22 protein-coding genes are annotated in these 19,456 nt (G+C 42.2%); 3 read left to right on the top strand and 19 right to left on the bottom strand.

The features are described from left to right. Nucleotides 1–13: 13 nt before the first annotated feature. Both K7R11_RS10490 and K7R11_RS10485 read right to left on the bottom strand, forming a co-directional pair. Complete coding sequence (locus K7R11_RS10490) at nucleotides 14–1,012, bottom strand: glycosyltransferase family 2 protein (protein ID WP_224490562.1); 999 nt, start codon at nucleotides 1,010–1,012, stop codon at nucleotides 14–16. A gap of 41 nt (nucleotides 1,013–1,053) precedes the next feature. Next, entirely contained in the window at nucleotides 1,054–1,500 is a 447-nt protein-coding gene (locus K7R11_RS10485; RefSeq protein ID WP_224490560.1) for a type I restriction enzyme HsdR N-terminal domain-containing protein, read from the bottom strand. A gap of 77 nt (nucleotides 1,501–1,577) precedes the next feature. On the opposite strand from K7R11_RS10485, the gene holA reads away from it, so the two are divergent. After that, complete coding sequence (gene holA, locus K7R11_RS10480) at nucleotides 1,578–2,588, top strand: DNA polymerase III subunit delta (RefSeq protein WP_224490558.1); 1,011 nt, start codon at nucleotides 1,578–1,580, stop codon at nucleotides 2,586–2,588. A gap of 42 nt (nucleotides 2,589–2,630) precedes the next feature. Here holA and K7R11_RS10475 read toward each other — a convergent pair whose 3' ends face one another. Next, nucleotides 2,631–5,039, bottom strand: a complete 2,409-nt coding sequence (locus K7R11_RS10475) for an alpha-ketoacid dehydrogenase subunit alpha/beta (RefSeq protein WP_224490555.1) — start codon at nucleotides 5,037–5,039, stop codon at nucleotides 2,631–2,633. A gap of 216 nt (nucleotides 5,040–5,255) precedes the next feature. Then, nucleotides 5,256–8,075 carry a metalloprotease gene (locus K7R11_RS10470; RefSeq protein ID WP_410528197.1) on the bottom strand — a complete coding sequence of 940 codons (2,820 nt, stop codon included), beginning with the start codon at nucleotides 8,073–8,075 and terminating at the stop codon, nucleotides 5,256–5,258. 158 nt (nucleotides 8,076–8,233) lie between these two features. On the opposite strand from K7R11_RS10470, the gene K7R11_RS10465 reads away from it, so the two are divergent. Further along, a complete protein-coding gene (locus K7R11_RS10465; RefSeq protein WP_224490552.1) occupies nucleotides 8,234–8,755 on the top strand; it encodes a DinB family protein in 522 nt (173 codons plus the stop codon). A 44-nt stretch (nucleotides 8,756–8,799) separates the two neighbouring features. Here the strand turns inward: K7R11_RS10465 and K7R11_RS10460 are convergent, their stop codons facing one another. From K7R11_RS10460 to aroB, 5 genes are all read right to left on the bottom strand, one after another. Continuing rightward, nucleotides 8,800–9,099, bottom strand: a complete 300-nt coding sequence (locus K7R11_RS10460) for a hypothetical protein (RefSeq protein WP_224490550.1) — start codon at nucleotides 9,097–9,099, stop codon at nucleotides 8,800–8,802. Between the two features lie 70 nt (nucleotides 9,100–9,169). After that, on the bottom strand, nucleotides 9,170–10,144 hold the full coding sequence (locus K7R11_RS10455; protein WP_224490548.1) for a deoxyhypusine synthase family protein: 975 nt from the start codon (nucleotides 10,142–10,144) through the stop codon (nucleotides 9,170–9,172). Continuing rightward, nucleotides 10,134–11,018 (bottom strand): agmatinase, encoded by an 885-nt coding sequence (speB, locus tag K7R11_RS10450; protein ID WP_224490547.1) that lies wholly within the window; start codon nucleotides 11,016–11,018, stop codon nucleotides 10,134–10,136. Before speB ends, K7R11_RS10455 begins: the two co-directional genes overlap by 11 nt. Beyond that, nucleotides 11,011–12,408: an arginine decarboxylase gene (locus K7R11_RS10445; protein WP_224490544.1), complete on the bottom strand. Its 1,398-nt coding sequence runs from the start codon at nucleotides 12,406–12,408 to the stop codon at nucleotides 11,011–11,013. Before K7R11_RS10445 ends, speB begins: the two co-directional genes overlap by 8 nt. A gap of 288 nt (nucleotides 12,409–12,696) precedes the next feature. After that, entirely contained in the window at nucleotides 12,697–13,767 is a 1,071-nt protein-coding gene (aroB, locus tag K7R11_RS10440) for a 3-dehydroquinate synthase (protein WP_224490543.1), read from the bottom strand. Between the two features lie 96 nt (nucleotides 13,768–13,863). Between aroB and K7R11_RS10435 the strand changes: the two genes are divergently transcribed. Next, on the top strand, nucleotides 13,864–15,033 hold the full coding sequence (locus tag K7R11_RS10435) for a proline dehydrogenase family protein (protein ID WP_224490542.1): 1,170 nt from the start codon (nucleotides 13,864–13,866) through the stop codon (nucleotides 15,031–15,033). Here the strand turns inward: K7R11_RS10435 and K7R11_RS10430 are convergent. The 10 genes from K7R11_RS10430 to tsaE all read right to left on the bottom strand — a co-directional run bounded on the left by K7R11_RS10430 (nucleotide 15,030) and on the right by tsaE (nucleotide 19,449). Then, nucleotides 15,030–15,407, bottom strand: coding sequence for a DUF4258 domain-containing protein (locus tag K7R11_RS10430; RefSeq protein ID WP_224490540.1), 378 nt, complete (start codon nucleotides 15,405–15,407; stop codon nucleotides 15,030–15,032). The two genes, K7R11_RS10435 and K7R11_RS10430, sit on opposite strands and share 4 nt — an antisense overlap. Before the next feature lie 7 nt (nucleotides 15,408–15,414). Beyond that, nucleotides 15,415–16,614 carry an alanine dehydrogenase gene (locus tag K7R11_RS10425; protein WP_224490539.1) on the bottom strand — a complete coding sequence of 400 codons (1,200 nt, stop codon included), beginning with the start codon at nucleotides 16,612–16,614 and terminating at the stop codon, nucleotides 15,415–15,417. A 38-nt stretch (nucleotides 16,615–16,652) separates the two neighbouring features. Further along, nucleotides 16,653–17,174 (bottom strand): hypothetical protein, encoded by a 522-nt coding sequence (locus K7R11_RS10420; protein ID WP_224490537.1) that lies wholly within the window; start codon nucleotides 17,172–17,174, stop codon nucleotides 16,653–16,655. A gap of 163 nt (nucleotides 17,175–17,337) precedes the next feature. After that, the gene (locus K7R11_RS10415; RefSeq protein ID WP_224490535.1) at nucleotides 17,338–17,496 is read right to left on the bottom strand and encodes a hypothetical protein; all 159 of its coding nucleotides are present in this window, start codon (nucleotides 17,494–17,496) and stop codon (nucleotides 17,338–17,340) included. Nucleotides 17,497–17,543: 47 nt separating this feature from the next. Next, nucleotides 17,544–17,702 carry a hypothetical protein gene (locus tag K7R11_RS10410; RefSeq protein WP_224490533.1) on the bottom strand — a complete coding sequence of 53 codons (159 nt, stop codon included), beginning with the start codon at nucleotides 17,700–17,702 and terminating at the stop codon, nucleotides 17,544–17,546. Nucleotides 17,703–17,749: 47 nt separating this feature from the next. Then, entirely contained in the window at nucleotides 17,750–17,908 is a 159-nt protein-coding gene (locus K7R11_RS10405; RefSeq protein WP_224490532.1) for a hypothetical protein, read from the bottom strand. Nucleotides 17,909–17,955: 47 nt separating this feature from the next. Then, nucleotides 17,956–18,114: a hypothetical protein gene (locus K7R11_RS10400; protein WP_224490531.1), complete on the bottom strand. Its 159-nt coding sequence runs from the start codon at nucleotides 18,112–18,114 to the stop codon at nucleotides 17,956–17,958. Nucleotides 18,115–18,161: 47 nt separating this feature from the next. After that, complete coding sequence (locus K7R11_RS10395) at nucleotides 18,162–18,320, bottom strand: hypothetical protein (protein ID WP_224490530.1); 159 nt, start codon at nucleotides 18,318–18,320, stop codon at nucleotides 18,162–18,164. 46 nt (nucleotides 18,321–18,366) lie between these two features. Next, nucleotides 18,367–18,528, bottom strand: a complete 162-nt coding sequence (locus tag K7R11_RS10390; RefSeq protein WP_224490529.1) for a hypothetical protein — start codon at nucleotides 18,526–18,528, stop codon at nucleotides 18,367–18,369. Between the two features lie 513 nt (nucleotides 18,529–19,041). After that, nucleotides 19,042–19,449: a tRNA (adenosine(37)-N6)-threonylcarbamoyltransferase complex ATPase subunit type 1 TsaE gene (gene tsaE / locus K7R11_RS10385; RefSeq protein ID WP_224490527.1), complete on the bottom strand. Its 408-nt coding sequence runs from the start codon at nucleotides 19,447–19,449 to the stop codon at nucleotides 19,042–19,044. Between the last annotated feature and the right edge of the window lie 7 nt (nucleotides 19,450–19,456).

The raw sequence follows: 19,456 nt of genomic DNA, 5'->3' as shown, positions 1-19,456 counted from the left end.
CCGTCCCGGTCGCTTAGTCCGTAATCTGGTTAAACAATTTCTTATTATATACGTAATAACTCCACACCACGGATGTGCAGCTGAAATATTTAAAGTCTTTATTTATTTCATCTCTTTTAAGGAAAATCCGCATAAAGTTTTTGTAATAACTTGAATGAGCGCGAATTATAGCCAAAAAATGTTTAAGTTTTCCCTGACTAAGAAAGTGCAAACCTGCCACTCCGTCAAGGATCAAACGTGCCAGCAATAAAGGAAAAACCTTTCGTTTAGGCAAGTTTTTCGTGATGGAATATAATGAATTCCTGAAATTTAAAAAGGTCTTTTGGGGGTTCATGTTATTCAGGGTGGCTCCACCTACATGATAAACCCTGGAATGTCCGGTATACCTCACCATATATCCTTTATTGTGGGCCCTCCAGCACAGGTCAATCTCTTCCTGGTGTGCGAAATAATCTTCGTCAAATCCTCCGAGCAGCCTGTATATTTCAGCACGTATAAACATGCAGGCCCCTGTTGCCCAGAATATTTCCCTTATATCATCGTATTGACCATGGTCTTCCTCGAGCGACTGGAAAATTCTTCCCCTGCAAAATGGGTAACCCAACCGGTCAATGAATCCTCCGGCTGCACCGGCATATTCAAAGAAAGCGGGTTTTTTGTGATCCAGGATCTTTGGTTGGGCGATGGCTGTGTCGGGATATGCTTTAAACAATGCCCTGATCGGTTCCAGCCATCCCGGAGTAACTTCGACATCAGAATTTAAAAGGCACCACAGGTCTCCTTCCGCGCTTTTCAGCGCATCGTTATATCCTTTGGCAAAGCCACCGTTTTCTGCGTTCTTAATGATCTTTACTTCAGGGTGGTTGTCTTTGATGTATTCGACAGAATCATCATCAGAGGCATTGTCGGCCACATAAATCGTAGCGCCTTCGCTATAATCCAGAACCTTAGGAAGAAATCTTTTAAGTAATTCCTTTCCGTTCCAGTTTAAGATGACGATTGCGATGTGCATGTTTTGTTAAGTAAGGTATTTAGGGTTCAAAGACTTGCAAATTAAAGTATATAGGCCGGAATATCCTTGATAAAACTGTATTTTTCAAGTGCGTAATCCATCTTGCAGAAATAATGCTGCAATCCGTTAGTGATCATCAGGTATTGCGCCTGGAGCCGAAGGTTGTACCTGGCTATCTGATCAAAAGTATCCTGGGTAATTTTAACCTCCGGAGCCTTGCATTCCACGATCAGGAAAATACTCCCGTCTGAATTATAAACGACCACATCATAACGTTTTCGCAACCCGTTCACTTTCAGTTCTTTTTCAGCATTTACCAGGGATAGTGGGCATTTTTTTTCTACTAGCAAAAACTGAATCACATGCTGCCGAACCCATTCTTCAGGCTGTAAAACCAGAAATTTTTTCCTGACCGGATCAAAGATCTGGAGGGTATTTTCCCTATTTTTGAATCGGAAGGAGTATTCCGGAAAATTAAGTTTCTGCATGCCACAAAGATGCTAATTCAACCGCATTTTACAAAGAAAAAGGTCATGTGGGGCTGGTCCCAGAAAACACACACATCATGAACGAGATCAAAGGCATTGTTTCTGATATTAAAAAAGGAGAGATCCGACCCATCTATTTTTTGATGGGAGAAGAATCTTATTATATCGACAGCCTTACCAAATACATCGAGAATAATATCCTAAGTGAAGAAGAAAAAGGATTTAACCAGGTGATATTGTACGGAAAGGATGTGGATATGGATGAAGTGATCTCCAATGCCAAGCGGTATCCTATGATGGCAGAGCGGCAGGTGATAGTGGTTCGGGAGGCCCAGCACCTGGTGCGTTCTATAGATAAACTCCTGCCTTACGCAGAACAGCCGCAACCCACTACTGTATTGGTTTTTGCTTACAAGGGAAAGTCTCTGGATAAACGCAAGAAGATCTACAAGGCCCTTCAGAAGAATGGGGTTATTCTCGATGCCAAAAAACTCTATGACAATCAGATTCCGGATTGGATCAGACGTGTACTTAAGGGAGGTGGATATACCATAGACCCTAAAGCTTCTGAGATGCTGGTTGAATTTTTAGGGAATGATCTGGGACGTATTGCCAATGAGCTTGAAAAGCTGAAAGGTATTATTCCCCGGACCGAGGTAATTACTCCCGAGCATATAGAGACCAATATTGGGATCAGCAAGGACTTTAATAATTTTGAGCTTAAAAGTGCCATAGCAGAACGCGACGTGATGAAGGCAGGCAGGATCATTAAGTATTTCTCACAAAATCCCGGAGACCATCCGGTATTGCTTACCGTTGCTCTTTTGCACAGTTTTTTCGCACAGGTTTTGGCATACCAGGGTTTGCCCAGTCATCATGATAAAAATGCCGTAGCCAGGGCAATAGGATTAAAAGGAACCTATCCTTTAAGGGATATAGGTACTGCAGCAAGAAATTACCCGATGAAAAAGGTGAGTAATATTATTCATGTCTTGAGGGAAGTCGATGCTAAATCCAAAGGGGTGGGGGTGTATCAGCTTCCTCCTGGTGACCTTTATAAAGAATTGATGTTCAAGATCATGTATTAAAAAAAATCCCGGATATGTCCGGGATTTTTTTTGATCGTTATTTTACAATTCTGGATATTTCTTTGGGTTGGCCTCATGCATCATGGCATAGACCTTTTCGAAAATATCCTCTGCATTAGGCTTGGAGAAATAATCGCCGTCACTGGCGTAAGCCGGCCTGTGTTCTTTTGCAGTAAGAGTTTGAGGAGCGCTGTCTAAATAGCGGTACCCGCCCTGATTTTCAAGAATCTCCTGCATGAGATAGGCAGATGCGCCTCCGGGTACATCTTCATCTACCACCAGCAGTCGATTGGTTTTCTTCAGGCTCTTGACCGTATTATGGTCAATATCAAAAGGAAGAAGAGTCTGGGCATCGATGACTTCAGCATCAATATCCACCTCAAGGAGTTCTTTGGCAACCTGTTCTACAATGCGCAGGGTTGAACCGTAGGAAACAATAGTGATATCCTTCCCTTCCTTAATGGTTTCCACCACCCCGATAGGGGTTTTGAGTTCCCCAAGGTTATTAGGGAGTTTTTCTTTTAAACGATACCCGTTAAGGCACTCTACTACCAGGGCCGGCTCTTCACTTTCCATCAGGGTATTGTAAAATCCTGCGGCCTTGGTCATATTTCTGGGCGTGAGTATGTACATCCCTCTGAGCAGGTGAATAAGCCCTCCCATTGGCGATCCGGCATGCCATATTCCTTCCAGGCGATGGCCCCTGGTTCGCACGATCAGTGGGGCCTTTTGCTTTCCTGCGCTTCTGTATAGCAGGGTTGCAAGATCGTCACTTAGAACATTGAGTGCATAATGAATGTAATCCAGATATTGTATCTCGGCAATGGGGCGCAAACCTCGCATGGCCATTCCAATGCCCTGTCCTATGATGGTGGCTTCCCGAATTCCGGTATCCGCAATTCTTAATTCTCCGTATTTATCCTGCAGACCTTCAAGGCCCTGGTTCACATCTCCGATATTACCGGTATCTTCCCCGAAGATAAGGCTGTTGGGATGTTTGCTGAAAAGCTTATCAAAATTCTCACGGATAACGATCCTTCCGTCAACCATCTGCGCCTCCTCATCGTAAGAGGCATCAACCTCTGCAATATTCGTAGCATTATTTCGGTTTTCGCTGTACAGATGTGAACTGTACTCAGGTTGGGTGAGCTGGTAATACTGATCGATCCAGGCTTTGAGTGCTTTTTTCTCCGGAGAGGTTTCTCCGGCAACGTATTTTAAGGCCTTTCTCGCCGCGGTGATCACATGTCGCTTGATCGGTTCGTCTTTGGCGATAAGGTCATTTTTCAGTTTATCAATAAAGGCTTTATTATTGCTGGATGCAGCGAGTTTTTCCAGGAGGGTTACCACTTCCTGTTTCGACGCTTTCATAGGAGCCAGGAATTCATTCCAGGCTTCTTTTTTGGCATTTCTAACCTCTTTCCTGATCTCTTTCTCCAGGGTTTCGAGCTCTTCAGTTGTGGCCAGCTCATTTTCCAGCATCCATTCGCGCATCTTCAAATTGCAATCGTGAAGCTTTTCCCATTCCAGGCGCTCCTCACTCTTGTAGCGTTCATGAGAACCGGAAGTGGAGTGACCCTGTGGCTGGGTAAGCTCGATCACATGGATCATAACAGGGACGTGCTCTTCGCGGGCAATTTTACCTGCTTTTTCATAGGCCGCTATCAAGGCAGGATAATCCCATCCCTGAACCTTTATGATCTCGTAGCCGTTTTGATCTCCATCTCTTTGAAACCCTTTCAGGATCTCAGAGATATTTTCTTTAGTGGTCTGATATTTGGCAGGAACAGAAATACCGTAGGCATCATCCCAGATACTTATTACCATAGGTACCTGCATTACACCTGCCGCATTAAAGGCTTCAAAAAACAACCCTTCACTGGTACTGGCATTTCCAATGGTTCCCCATGCAACTTCATTTCCGTTCTCGGAGAAACCTGTAGCATCTGCATCCTTTACATTTCTGTAAATTTTAGAAGCCTGTGCCAAACCAAGTAACCTTGGCATTTGCCCTGCAGTGGGGGAGATATCGGAGCTGCTGTTTTTTTGCTTGGTGAGGTCTTTCCAGGAACCATCGGCATTGATGGATTCGGTCTGGAAATGGCCACCCATTTGACGTCCGGCGCTCATGGGTTCCTTCTCAGCGTCCGTATGGGCATAAAGTCCGGCGAAGAAGTTCTTTACCGTCAATTCGCCGATAGCCATCATAAAGGTTTGATCACGGTAATAACCGCTTCTGAAATCACCATTTCTAAAGGCTCGGGCCATCGCTAATTGCGGCACCTCTTTTCCGTCACCGAAAATTCCGAATTTGGCTTTTCCGGTAAGCACCTCTCTACGCCCCAGAAGACTGCACTCTCTGCTGGTTACCGCAATGCGGTAATCGTTAAGTACCTGACTTTTAAAAGTTTCGAATGAAATGTCTTTGTGTGATTCTGTTTTGGTTTCCATATGTAATTTATGAGACTCTTGCAAAAGTAGATAAAAAGCGGTTCAAAAACAATCAGCTTTTGCTAATAATAATAACAAATCCTTAATAAATCTTCATAATTTTAGTAAAAAATGGATATTTAATTGAAATTATTAGACATTTTTAAGAATATCGCAATTGCAAAACACACGATCAACAGGTTGCAGATAATGATCTTAAGGCTTTAAGTCCTTGTCTCAGAACCATTTACGCGTAAAAAGTCCGCTCAGGATTCTTGGCGACAGTGTGACCACGAACCTTATCTTCTGGTCGTACCGGTCCTGAGCAATTTCCCATCCAAGATTCGAGTAGACAGGGAAGTACAATTCAAAGTAATCTGTAACCAGGTTTAATCGCACCCCGGAATCGTATACAAATCGCGTACTTTCATCCTTACTGTGAATAAAGCCAATATCGCCATACAGCTCAACCCATCTCCAGATGTTCATGGAGGCATTAAAGGTGGTGATCCAGTCGTTGGCAAAGGGGTCAGGGAGTTTAGATTTAAAACCTCCCTCGGCAATGATGACCTGCTGACTGGCAAATCCGGTTTCTTCGGAACGACCCAGATAGCCGTAATCGAAAAGATAATCGGTTGGGCGGTCAAGGGCATAACTGAAAAAATCGGACTCACTTTCGTTATATATAAATTTCCCAGCAAAGAACCTCAGGTTGAGCTGCCTGTTGTTCTGAAACAGTTTTCTCCACTCCCAGTTAAAGGATATTTTCGAGAATTCTGCTGCGATCTGAAGATCGATGAACCAGGATTTATATTTCACGATCCCGTTATTGCTGTAACTAAACCTGGCATTGAAAATACTGTAATCGGGATCTGTATCTATTGTAGGAGAGTTTTGGCGTAGAACGTTGACAAACCGTGTATAGAGAAATTGTCTTTCGTTAGATCTCAGATCGCTATCGCGAAATCCGAAGTTGAGAAAAGGGGTTATGGTACTGTATCTTAAATTTTCCGCATAATGAAAACTGGCTCCTGATATCGCAGCGCTGATTACATACAGGTTTCCTTCCTGGAAGTATTTCCTGTAGGTCAGGGAACCATTCCCTACCAGGGATTTTTCTTTTAGTGCGTAGCCCGGAGAAACGTCAAAAATAAATGGGCGGTCTCTCAGGGTCTTGTTATGTAAACGAAGGGCAGGGGTAAGGCCGTCATAAATGTTATAGTTGAAGGCCGGAACATAAAAGATCTGGTTGTAATTGGGATCTTCTGCATCTTTAAAAAATTGCAGTTTCAGCCTGCGGTTCGTTGAAAAGAACCCTCCAAGGGATTTCCAGTTATCTCTTTGGTTGAATTCAGGAATTACGTGATCATAGTTAAGAACCAGGCGGTTAACATCTCCGTTTGACACGGTGACCTGCTTTTCATTTTCGATATCGGAAACCCACTCTTTAAACAGAATATGCTCATCTTTATCCAGTCCAAAAAGGGTTACAGGCACCTTTGCTCCGGTCTTGTTTTTCAGGGAAACTAAAATGCTGTCGCCTTGTTTTTCGTAATCTTTGATCTTAAAATCGATACGCCTGTTCTGACGTACATACTCTTCGAGAAACCAGTCTATATCCTTCGTGGCCTTTTCCCTTAGAACGGCTTCAAAATCAGATGCCGTAGCATAACGTTCTTTATAGGTGCTGAAATATTCGCTTATACTTTGGTTCAGATAGTCATTACCTAAATAACTCTCCAGGTAGGTTAGTCCAACTCCGGCTTTGTATTTATTAGCGATTTTTTCATTGAATTTCACCAGGGAATCTGTAGGGGTAAGGAGTGACTGGTCCTGGTTTCTTCGGGCCATGAGCATTTGAAAAAATGGATATTGTTCGTTAAAATCCATTTCCGCCAGTTTCAGGCGGCTAAGGAGAAAAGAGTTGGAGAGCTTTCCCAGCATTTTCATGTCGGGATAATAGCGGTCTTTATAATCCATCATGAGCCAAATCTGAATAGCATCCGTTACCCAGCGCTCCTTTCGCTGATCTGTAAATATGCTGTTCTGCAAATAATTCTGAACCGTGGTCTTAAGTAATTTGAATTCATATTGAAATTCTTCCGGGAAGGGCCTTAAAAATGAAGGAAGCTGGGTGAGGCCGTAGAGTGGATTGGCATTGTATTCCTGCTGAGAAACCAGGAGTTTGTCGTGCGGGTAATCGCCCAGTTTCTCATGAATGAAATTAATAACCCGGTTTGCCGCATTAACCCTTGTGATTACCGACAGGTCCTCACTTTTTATATTAGTGATCAGTGAAAGGTTTTCGTTTTGAAAAATTTCAAAATCATTCTTCTTGCGAAGGAAAAGTTTAATGTCTCCACGGTTTTCGCCATAAAGTAAGTCTGTATGATAAAGTCGGCTTCTGTCTTTCTCTGTAAGGTTGAGATCCGACAAGAGGGTGTAATTTCCCGGATAGGTAATTTTGAGTTCAAAACTTTCATGCCATTGACTAATGTCATTCAGGTCTTTATTACTGTACTTATGCCAGCCGTCCCGGTACAGGGCAGGGGTAAGATACCAATACCTTAAATTGTATTCCAGGTTATCGCTGTAGCCGTATCCGGTAAATTGGTCAGAGGGAAATTCGGTGGTGTAATTGAGTCGCAGCAAATAGTATTTCCCGGGATATACCGGAAATTGAAGCTGAATTCTGATCAGGTCATCTTCAGGGGTGCGGTCCCAATTGAGGAAATTAAAATTCCTGTCGGCTATATTCTGGACCTTGGTTCGTCCCCGCTGATATGTCTTGGCAAGATGAAACTCTTTTTTAAAATCTTCAGTAAACCGCTTGGCCAGGGGGGTACTTTTATTGGAATACGCATGGTTCCAGTCGTATAACCAGATTTCATTCAGGGTGTCCTGGCTGTGATTATAGAAGATGATTTCCTGTTGAATCTGCAGGGATTTGGTTTCGTTGAGTAGCTGTGCGCGAATTCGATGACTGTTTTGAGCAGTTAGTCCCTTACAAACCAGGAGGAGAAAGAAAATAAGGTAATAAGTAAAAGGCTTCAACACTTACACAGGATCATTTATTGAATTAAGGGAATATCTTGATTAAGGCTACAACGTTATTTTTGATAACCAAACCTTCAAACCGCAGCAATAATATGGAAAAATTCCTTAAAATTACGCCTCAAAATACTTAGAATCTATCTAAGATAAAGAAATATTGTATGAAGACAAAAGACCTGAATAAAAGTGAGTATGCGATATTTTACGCACCCTATATAAATGTAGTGGGAGCGGTTGACTTATTGGAGGAACTGGTGGCCAGGCAAAAGGCGTTCAATACTATTTTAAATGGCTTAGAACAACACGATTTGGGGTATAGCTATGCCCCGGGTAAGTGGACCATTGCGGAGTTGATTCTTCATATTATCGACGCGGAAAGGGTTTTTCAGTATCGGGCCTTGTGCATAGCAAGAGGGGATATGACCTCGTTTCCAGGATATGACCAGGATACCTATGTGAAAGCCTCTGAAGCCGAAAAACGGAGTCTAGTTTCCTTAAGGGAGGAGTTTAATGCGGTTAGAGCTGCTTCTCTTGCTTTATTCCGAAGTTTTTCCAGTTCTTCCATGTTGCGTGTTGGACAGGCAGACGGGAAGGATGTAAGTGTTCGCGCCTTGGGTTTTATGATAAGCGGGCATCAGAAACATCATGAATTAGTGTTAAAAGACAGGTATCTGGCGAAATAAAAAAAGCCCCTTATCGGGGCTTTATAGAGATTTTTACTGAAGAATTATTTATCGTCGTCCGACTCATCGGGGATTTCCAGGTTATCTGATTCCAGGTCAGAGTTGTCAGATCCGAAATCATCATCGTCTTCGTCAAAATTTTCCATGGTGTCAGCAAGCTTGGTGCTTACCTTGACCAGGTACACGGTATCTTCCGTACGAACCTCTACGGCTTCCACCGTTTCGTTGTTGGCATTGCGGAATCGGATGATGTCGTCGTCACCATAACCGTCCGGATATTTTTCCACCAGCATGGTGAGGATTTCGTTCGTAAGTTTCTTAAAATCAACAATTACTCTTTTCATAGCGTGACTGTAACGGTTATTTAAATGTAAACGAAAAAAAAGATTATACCCAAAACTTTTTTGATCTAAATTACATATCTAGCAAATAGGCAAAGATCAGGGGCGCTACGATAGTGGCATCAGATTCAATGATGAACTTTGGTGTATCAATATCGAGTTTCCCCCAGGTAATCTTTTCATTGGGTACTGCTCCGGAGTACGAACCGTAACTAGTGGTTGAATCAGAGATCTGGCAGAAATAACTCCAGAATGGAATGTCTTCCATCTCCATATCCTGGTAAAGCATTGGCACCACACATATCGGAAAATCTCCGGCAATTCCGCCTCCGATCTGAAAAAATCCAACACCGTTGGATGAATTTTTAGTGTACCAGTCGGCCAGGTAGGTCATATATTCAATTCCGCTTTTCATGGTAGAGGCTTTGAGCTCACCTTTCATGACGTAGGATGCAAAAATATTCCCCATGGTGCTGTCTTCCCATCCCGGAACTACGATAGGGAGGTTTTTCTCGGCCGCAGCGTACATCCAGGAGTCTTTCAGGTCGATCTCATAGTATTCTTCCAATACTCCGGAAAGGAGCATTTTATACATGAATTCATGCGGAAAATAACGCTCTCCTTTGGCTTCGGCATCTTTCCAGATCTTGTAAATGTGTTTTTGAAGTCTTCGGAAGGCTTCTTCCTCCGGGATACAGGTATCGGTAACCCGGTTGAGTCCCTTTTCAAGCAATTCCCATTCTTCTTTGGGAGTTAGGTCTCTGTAGTTAGGAACCCTTCTGTAATGGCTGTGAGCCACCAGGTTCATGATATCTTCTTCCAGGTTGGCTCCGGTACAGGAGATGATCTGCACCTTATCCTTGCGAATCATTTCAGCAAAGATCTTACCCAGTTCTGCCGTACTCATGGCTCCGGCCAGGGTAACCATCATTTTGGCACCCTTCTCGAGCTGCTCTTCGTAGCCTTTAGCCGCATCAACAAGTGCGGCAGCATTAAAATGCAGGTAATATTTCTGAATGAATTCTGTGATTGCTCCTTTAGTCTTCATCGTCATCTTGATTTTTGTTATTGGAGTATTTGAATTTATAGGCAAGCATTTTGTAATAAAGCTTTGCCGCCAGGAAATCAGAAGATCTTTCTTCCGGGTTCGGGCAAAGTTCAACTATGTCAAAACCTACCACATTCTTCTTTTTAAAGACCTTTTTCAGGTATTCCGTCATTTCGTACCACAAAATACCCCCGGGCTCCGGAGTTCCGGTTGAGGGAAGGATAGAGGGGTCGAAGGCATCGAGATCAATGGTGATGAATACATTTTCTGTCATTTGATTAATAGAATCTGTCATCCAGTCTTCGTCACTGATCATCTGATGCGCAAAATAAACCTGGTCTTCAGTCATATGTTCTAATTCACTGATATCCATGCTTCGTATTCCCACCTGGATCAGTTTGGTGTTCTTACTGGCTTCGTGAACTGCACATGCATGATTACATTTAGAACCTTCGTATTCCTCTCTCAGGTCGGCGTGCGCATCGATCTGGAGTACGGTGAGGTCCGAAAAACATTCGTTAAAGGCTCGTATCGATCCTATGGAAATAGAATGCTCTCCTCCGAAAAGTGTAACGAACTTATCCTGTTTAATATAATTCTTCGTTGTTTTATGAACGGCCTCCACCATTTTTTCAGGAGAGCTGTTTTCGCTAACCGGTGGCGCGAGATATACTCCTTTTTTATAAGGTTCAGACCGGGTTTCAATATCGAAGAGCTCCATGTTCTCAGAAGCTTCCAAAAATGCTTCAGGGCCTTTGTCTGCCCCCTTTTGCCAGGTAGAAGTACCGTCATAAGGAACCGGGATCAATACCACTTGTGCGTCTTCCAGGCGACCGTATTTGTCAGGAATACCTGCATAGTTTTTTTTACTCATCGTATCCAAGAATTTTTAAGAAGTCGGTTGCTTTTTGTTGTTCAGAAAATAATTTTGTTGTGATGTTTCCTTCCTCATCCCTGTCGATCAGGATGTGTTTCGGACTGGGGATCAGGCAGTGCTGTAAGCCCCCGAATCCACCTATGCTTTCCTGGTAGGCACCGGTATTAAAGAACCCGATATAAAGGGGTTTTGCCTTGCTGTATTTGGGAAGGTAAATGGCATTCATGTTTTGCTCAGAGTTGTAATAATCGTCGCTGTCGCAGGTGAGCCCACCAAGTAATACCCTTTCATATTCATCGTTCCACCGGTTAACCGCCAGCATCAGAAAGCGCTTGCTTATCGCCCAGCTGTCGGGCAGGGTGGTGATAAAAGATGAATTAATCATGTTCCACTTTTCCCTGTCGTTTTGCTGTTTCTGGTAAAGCACCTCGTAAATGGCTCCTCCGCTTTCTCCTACTGTAAAACTGCCGAATTCGGTAAAGATATTAGGTACATCCACCCCGGCTTCTTCGCAGGATGCCTTGATTTGGTAAATGATCTCATCGATCATATACTCGTAATCATATTCGAAAGTAAGGGAGTTCTTTATCGGGAATCCACCTCCGATGTTAAGGGAATCCAAAGAGGGGGATACCTTTTTTAGTTCAATATAAACCTTAAGGCATTTTTGGAGTTCGTTCCAGTAATAGGCAGTGTCGCGGATCCCTGTGTTGATAAAGAAGTGCAACATTTTAAGGTTTACCCTTGGGTTCTCCTTGATCTCTCTGTTGTAGAAAGGAACAATGTTCTTATACCCAATGCCCAATCTGCTGGTGTAGAACTCGAATTTTGGTTCTTCCTCAGAAGCGATTCGTATCCCGATCTGGAAAGGGGATGTGGTAGCTTCCTCCAGTAATTTTAATTCTTCGTAATTATCGATAACGGGGATGCAATTCTTGTGGGAATTGTTGATAAGATCGGCAATATTGTTAATGTACTGATCTCTTTTAAATCCGTTACAAATGACATACTGGTCTTTGGTGAGCTTTCCTGTTTTGATAAGATGATTGACAATATCAATATCAAAGGCGGAAGAAGTTTCTATGTGGATATCATTTTTTAAGGCTTCGGTAAGTACATGTTCAAAATGAGAACTTTTGGTACAGTAACAATAGTGGTACTTCCCTTTATAATCGTGCTTTTTCATGGCATTGCCAAACCAGTACTTAGCCCTTTTTATATTATTGGATATCTGAGGGAGGTAGGTGAACTTTAAAGGAGCACCATACTCTTTAATGAGTTCCATCAGGTCGATATCGTGAAATCTCAGACAATTGTCTTTAAGGGTGAACTCTTCCTGTGGGAAGTAGTAGGTTTGGTCAATCAGATCGATGTATTTGGTTTTCATTCTATCGGATCGTAAGAATTTAAAAATTAAAAAATTGATTGTAGGATTTTACACAAAACTAAATAAAGAGGGGTCTTCAATCAAATCCGTAGATAGCTATTGGATGGGAAGAAATAGGGAATGCTTCTGGTTTTGATGAACCCGCCATAACAGTATACTACGCTGTATGGAATGGCGGAGCCTGTTTTGGTTACAAATTGCCAAAAGCCAAAGGCTGAATTTAGCTTCATCTATTCATAATTACAGGTGCAAGATTAAGTTTTTTTTTATTCCCTCCAAACAAAAAACTTAATTATTGTAAAATGCTAAAGACTTGGATATCAATTCATTTGAAACTGCCTTGTCGGTCTCGGGCTTTCCGATATCCCGCAGTAATACAAAATTGACCGTTCCCGATGCATTTTTCTTGTCAAACTTTAAAAGTGAGATGATCTCCTGAAGATCTTCTGCACTAATTTCCACCTTCCCGAAGTATTCCAGAAAGCACTTTTTAATCCATTCTGCTTTTTCCAGGGGAAGTTGGCAGAGTTCATGAGACAGGTAGGCTTCCATGACCATTCCAATGGCAATAGCTTCTCCGTGCAGTAAGGTTTCCCTGTCTTCATTCTGAAGGAAAAACGATTCAATGGCGTGACCGAGGGTATGCCCGAAATTCAGGATCTTCCGTAAGCCGCCTTCCCGGGGATCTTGTGCCACCACTTCGCTTTTGATGTTTACGGAATGTTGGATAAGACGATCGAGATCATCCAGGGTGAGATCTTTCATACCTGCCAGCTGCTCCCAGTAGCGGGCGTCCCGGATAAGGCCGTGTTTTAGCATTTCCGCAAGTCCGCTCCTCAGTTCTCTGGAGGGCAGGGTGTTCAGGTATTCACTGTCTATAAGTACCATTTCCGGTTCCAGAATAAGTCCGACCTGATTTTTTAATCCGCCAAGATCTACCCCTGTTTTTCCTCCTACAGAGGCATCTACCATCGCCAGAAGGGTAGTGGGGATGTTAATAAAGGAGATACCTCTCATAAAGGTCCCTGCAATAAAACCACCCATGTCTGTGACTACGCCGCCACCAAGATTGATGAGCAGGGATTTCCGATCGGCCCCTAACTCAGATAGTGCATTCCAAACCCCGATACAGGTCTCTACTTGTTTGTTTTCTTCCCCGGAAGGCACCTCTATCACCTCTGTATCATAAACTTGCTGTAGTCTCGACAGAAATAAGGGAAGGCAAAACTGATGCGTTTGATCGTCTACGAGGATAAAGATTCTGGAAGGTTTTGCCGTTGCCAGAAATTCTTCTAAAAGAAGGTATTGATCTGAGAAATATACGGGAGCCTGTTCGTTCCCGGCGGATAATTCTTGCATGGTCCGGTTGTTAATAAACAGGGGCAAAATAAGAAGATTTTGTTTGAAAATATACAATTTCCACTTCCTATATTTGCCAAAGATTGAAAGTGGCTTATGGATAAGATATTTAACAATACTCAGGTTGCATTTCAGCTTAAAAGTGACTCTGAACTGGAAAGGGCATACTTCCTTTTCCGCATGATTGCAAATGAACCCCTGGTTCGTATCGGCACTGCCGTTACCAATTTTGCTATTAAAGCGCATTTACCTGTAGACGGTTTGATCCGCGCTACGGTATTTGACCATTTTTGCGGAGGAGTAAGCGAGTTGGATTGTATGCCGGTAATTGATAAAATGTATGAGGCCGGAGTGAGCTCCGTACTCGACTATTCAGTAGAAGGAAAAGAATCAGACAGGCAATTTGATGATGTAGTGGCCAGAACCCTGAAGATACTCGATTTTGTAAAGGAAAAGGATGCGATTCCTTTCGCGGTCTTTAAACCCACGGCGGTTGGAAGATTCGATCTGTATAAAAAAGTAAGTTCAGGTGAGGCGCTTAATGAAGAGGAGATCAACGAGTGGAATCGTGTGAAAAAGCGCTATGAAGTGATTTGTAAAAAGGCCTATGAGCTGGAGATTTCCTTACTTATCGATTCAGAAGAGAGCTGGATGCAGGATGCCGCAGATGAGCTCTGCGAACTTATGATGAAGAAGTACAATAAAGAAAGAGCTGTAGTGTACAACACCCTTCAACTCTATCGTTGGGACAGACTGGATTACCTGAAGGCCCTCCATCAAAAAGCCCGGGAAGAAAAATTCGTGATTGGAATGAAGTTGGTAAGAGGGGCTTATATGGAGAAGGAAAATGCCAGGGCGAAGGAAAAGAACTATCCCACTCCGATCTGTGCCTCAAAGAAAGATACGGATGATAATTTTAATGCAACCGTGCATTATATGATGGAGCATCTCGAAGAGATGGCTGTATTTCTGGGAACTCATAACGAGGATAGTTCATACCTTCTTATGGATCTTATGGCGCAAAAAGGAATCGAACAAAATGATCCCCGGATATGGTTCGGCCAGCTTTATGGTATGAGTGATCATATTAGTTTTAACCTTGCCGGAAATGGCTATAACGTTGCCAAATACCTTCCATTTGGACCGGTGCGGGACGTGATGCCCTACCTGATACGCAGGGCAGAGGAGAATACCTCTGTAGCCGGACAAACCACAAGAGAATTGAGTTTACTCACTGAGGAGCGAAGAAGGAGAAAACTAAATTAATCCTGAAGTTCCGTTACAGAAACGATTTCAGCATAGCCATCGCAGCTTTTTACCACCAGCTCGATGGCTTTTTCATTGATATCCCCTTCAATAATATACGATTTGCAGGGTTTGCTCTCGGTTTCGCTACGACCAAAATCGATATCTCCGTTTCGCAGGATCAGGTCGATCTGCTCGGATTTTAATACGTTGTTGTTCAGGAGTTCCTGGACCTGAGGACTGTAGTTAAGATCTTTGGATCTGATATCCTTAAGTACACGACAAGTAGGGAAGTAGCAAATCTCTGTGTTCTTACCTTTTAAGAAAAAGGTGAGAAAAACAATACCGATAGAAAGGCCAATAAGGTAAAATCCGATTTTTTTTAGAAAAGACATTCTTGAATTAAAAGATCAATAGGTTTATATCGCGATAGGAAAGATCAAACCAGTCGGCAACAGCCTTGCTGGTTAAAATTCCGTGGTAAAAATACAAACCATTTCTTAAACCCTTGTCAAATCTTAAGGATTGTTCAAGTCCGCCATCTTCGCCAATTTTCAGAAGATAAGGCGTAAATATATTGCTGATAGACACGGAGGCAGAGCGGGCATACCTCGAAGGGATGTTGGGTACACAATAATGGGTGACGCCGTGCTTGACAAAGGTAGGGTTATCGTGGGTGGTAATCTCCGAAGTTTCGATACAGCCTCCCATGTCTATACTTACGTCTATAAGTACGGCTCCGTTCTTCATGTTTTCGACCATGGTTTCTGTTACCACTACAGGAGCTCTTTCAATTCCTCTTACTGCACCGATAAGCACATCGCATCTTTTTAGTGCTTTCAGCAGATTCTTGGGCTGAAGGGTAGAGGTGTACAGGATCCTGTTCAGGTTGTTTTGGAGGCTTCTTAGGCGCGTGATGGAGTTGTCGAAGATCTTAACATCGGCTCCTAGTCCAAGTGCGGCCCTGGCAGCGAATTCCCCAACGGTGCCGGCGCCAAGGATCACTACATTTACCGGAGGTACCCCGGTGATATTACCAAACATGAGTCCGTTACCGTGATTCATATTGGTCATGAGCTCGGCGGCTATAAGCACCGAAGCAGTACCGGCTATTTCACTTAGGGCACGAACGGCAGGGTAGTTGCCAACCTCATCCTTGATGAATTCGAAAGCCATGGCCGTGATGCGTTTTTTGGCCAGGGTTTCAAAGTACTTTTTGCTTTGTGTTTTTATTTGAAGGGCTGAAATAATGATCGTTTGTGGGTTGATCAATTCCAGTTCTTTAAGGGAAGGGGGTTCTACTTTGAGGACAATGGGGCAGGAGTATACTTTCTGGGTGTCGGAAGTGATCTCGGCCCCAGCCTCACTATATTCCCGATCACTGTAATTAGCCCCTTCTCCGGCTTTGGATTCTATAATTACCCGATGTCCATGGGCTGTTAAGGCATTTACAGCATCCGGAGTGAGGCATACACGCCGTTCCTGGTAAGAGCTTTCTTTGGGAATTCCAATGAATAACTCTCCTTTTTTCTTGAGGATCTCCAGCGTTTCTTCCTGAGGAATGAGTTCCTGTTTGCTGAAGGGCGAATTTGGATAGGACATGGCCGGTTAATTGAATTCCCTAAAGTTAAGTAATCTTTTTAAGATTGGTAGAATCTGGACTCCCGCTCCAATTCCCGGTCAAGAGCATCGTATTTTTCCAATTCCTTATCAATTTGTTTTAGATCAATTCCATGTACAACCTTATCGAAAATTTTTAATCGGATAAGATAGACAAGAGGAATTACGATCATCATAATGGGAATGATATAATATATTTCAAATTCATCAATAAAACGAATATCTTCATTGAATAAACTCATTAGTTGGAAAACATACATTGATATAGGAATAAGTATAGCATGATACCACCAGTGTTTACAAGTTAGAAACCAAATAGTAATTAAATATAGTGGTACTAGCTTGCTGAAAATTAGCCAAGCAGTTGTAAAAAGATCTCTTTTACTTGAGAAATAAAAAAACCAAGTTTTCCAAGTTTCTTCACGAGGGAAACTTTCGTATAAATAAAATATATAAGGTGAAACCGCAATTAAAATTGCAACTATAGAGCCAGTGACCAAGTTGAAAGACTCTTTGCGTTTCTTGAATTTAGTAGGTATCATATTTCTAGGGGCTTTGAAATAACTATAATACCAAAATTAAATAATTTGACAAAATGGCTAAGAATTATCTTGCAAAAATAATTTTTGAAGATTGCTTAGTGATAAGTCCAATTAAGTCATGGTATGTTAAATTCTAAAAAAAAGACTTGTACTTATACTTTACTTAACCGTTTTCAGGTACCTGAACTTTATATCTGTCAACTCCTTCGTGTTGTTCATAGAGGGCATCTTCATCAGCAACAGCAGATTTAGAGCAGGATACGGAGGTCAGTCCCAGCAGGGCGATAGCGAAGGTGAAGGTAATCAGTTTTGAAAGTTTCATATGTGATTATTTTTGGAAGGTAATTTGATGAAATTTGTTATTAAAGATTAACCGTTTTCAGGCACCTGAACTTTATATCTGTCAACTCCTTCGTGTTGTTCGTAAAGAGAATCTTCGTCAGCAACAGATGATTTAGAACAGGATACGGTGGTTAGTCCCAGCAGGACAATAGTGAAGGTGCAGGTTATTAGTTTTGAAGGTTTCATGTGTGATCGTTTAAGATGTTAGTTTGATAAAAATTTGTTATTAAAGATTAACCGTTTTCAGGCACCTGAACTTTATATCTGTCAACTCCTTCGTGTTGTTCGTAAAGAGAATCTTCGTCAGCAACAGATGATTTAGAACAGGATACGGTGGTTAGTCCCAGTAGGGCAATAGCGAAGGTGCAGGTTATTAGTTTTGAAGGTTTCATGTGTGATTGTTTAAGATGTTAGTTTGATAGAAATTTGTTATTAAAGATTAACCGTTTTCAGGCACCTGAACTTTATATCTGTCAACTCCTTCGTGTTGTTCGTAAAGGGAATCTTCGTCTGCAACAGCAGATTTAGAGCAGGATACGGTGGTTAGCCCCAGCAGGGCAATAGCGAAGGTGCAGGTTATTAGTTTTGAAGGTTTCATGTGTGATTGTTTAAGATGTTAGTTTGATAGAAATTTGTTATTAAGGATTAACCGTTTTCAGGCACCTGAACTTTATATCTGTCAACTCCTTCGGGTTGTTCGTAAAGAGAATCTTCGTCAGCAACAGATGATTTAGAACAGGATACGGTGGTTAGTCCCAGCAGGGCAATAGCGAAGGTGCAGGTTATTAGTTTTGAAGGTTTCATGTGTGATTGTTTAAGATGTTAGTTTGATAAAATTTGTTATTAAAGATTAACCGTTTTCAGGCACCTGAACTTTATATCTGTCAACTCCTTCGTGTTGTTCGTAAAGAGAATCTTCGTCAGCAACAGATGATTTAGAGCAGGATACGACACTAATGCTCAGGATGCCGATGGCAAAAACAAATGATAAAATTTTTCCGGTTGTTTTCATGATAATGGTGTTTTATAAGGTTCTGATAGTTGAATAATCTACTGATTTAAGATATTTAGGCAGTGCCTTCCAGGAAAACAGGATAATGCACCTAGTGAGCAGTGGAGATTCGACCTGAATTCCGCCATGGTGCAAAGTTTGATTTTTTGGAAAGCTTCCCTGGATCAGGAAACAGGAGATTGTAGTAGCTCTTGGTGGCTTTCATTTTAAGATCTGGTTAGGCTGTTATCTTTTGGTTTCTGGTTTTGTTATAAACGGCTATCCGGGATCATTGGTTTTTTCGGTTTCAGGCACAGGTAACCGTCAAATGTTTTTATGGGGGACATTTGGGGGGTATACTAATTAAATTTGTAAGAATATTATGATAGACATGGTGCTACTTTTACTTTATTTAACGTAGTCAAACCTATCAAAAAATCGGGTATGGATAATAAAAACCTTTATCGTATATTAGATAATTTTTTAATATACAACGATTTGAGGCGATAAAATGTAGGAGATAAAACTATGCTTTTAAGAAATTTCCAAGGTCCTTATTCCGTTTAAATGTGTGATAATATCGACCAGGGCTGTTTTTTCAGGGAAGAGGCCTTGTGCTTTTTCCGGCCATTCCACAAAACACCAGGCCCCGCTGTACAGGTATTCTTCCAGTCCTATTTCAGAAGCTTCCTCTTCATCTTCGAGACGGTAAAGATCAAAATGATAAACGGGCCCGGCTAGGGTGTGGTATTCATTGACCAGGGAAAAAGTAGGAGAGGTTACATTGTCTGAGCTGCCCAGGAGTTTCACCATCGATTTGATCAGCGTTGTTTTTCCGGCACCCATAGCACCTTTGAATAATATGACCCTGGATTTCGCATGATCTAGAATAAACTGGCAGGCTTCATCAAGCTGGTCTATGCTATAGGAAAATTTACTCATAGGGGAT

This window comes from Robertkochia flava, from assembly GCF_020166515.1.
In the GTDB taxonomy this organism is placed as follows: domain Bacteria; phylum Bacteroidota; class Bacteroidia; order Flavobacteriales; family Flavobacteriaceae; genus Robertkochia; species Robertkochia flava.
Note: the sequence above shows the minus strand (reverse complement) of the source record. Positions and strands in the feature narration are given on the sequence as shown.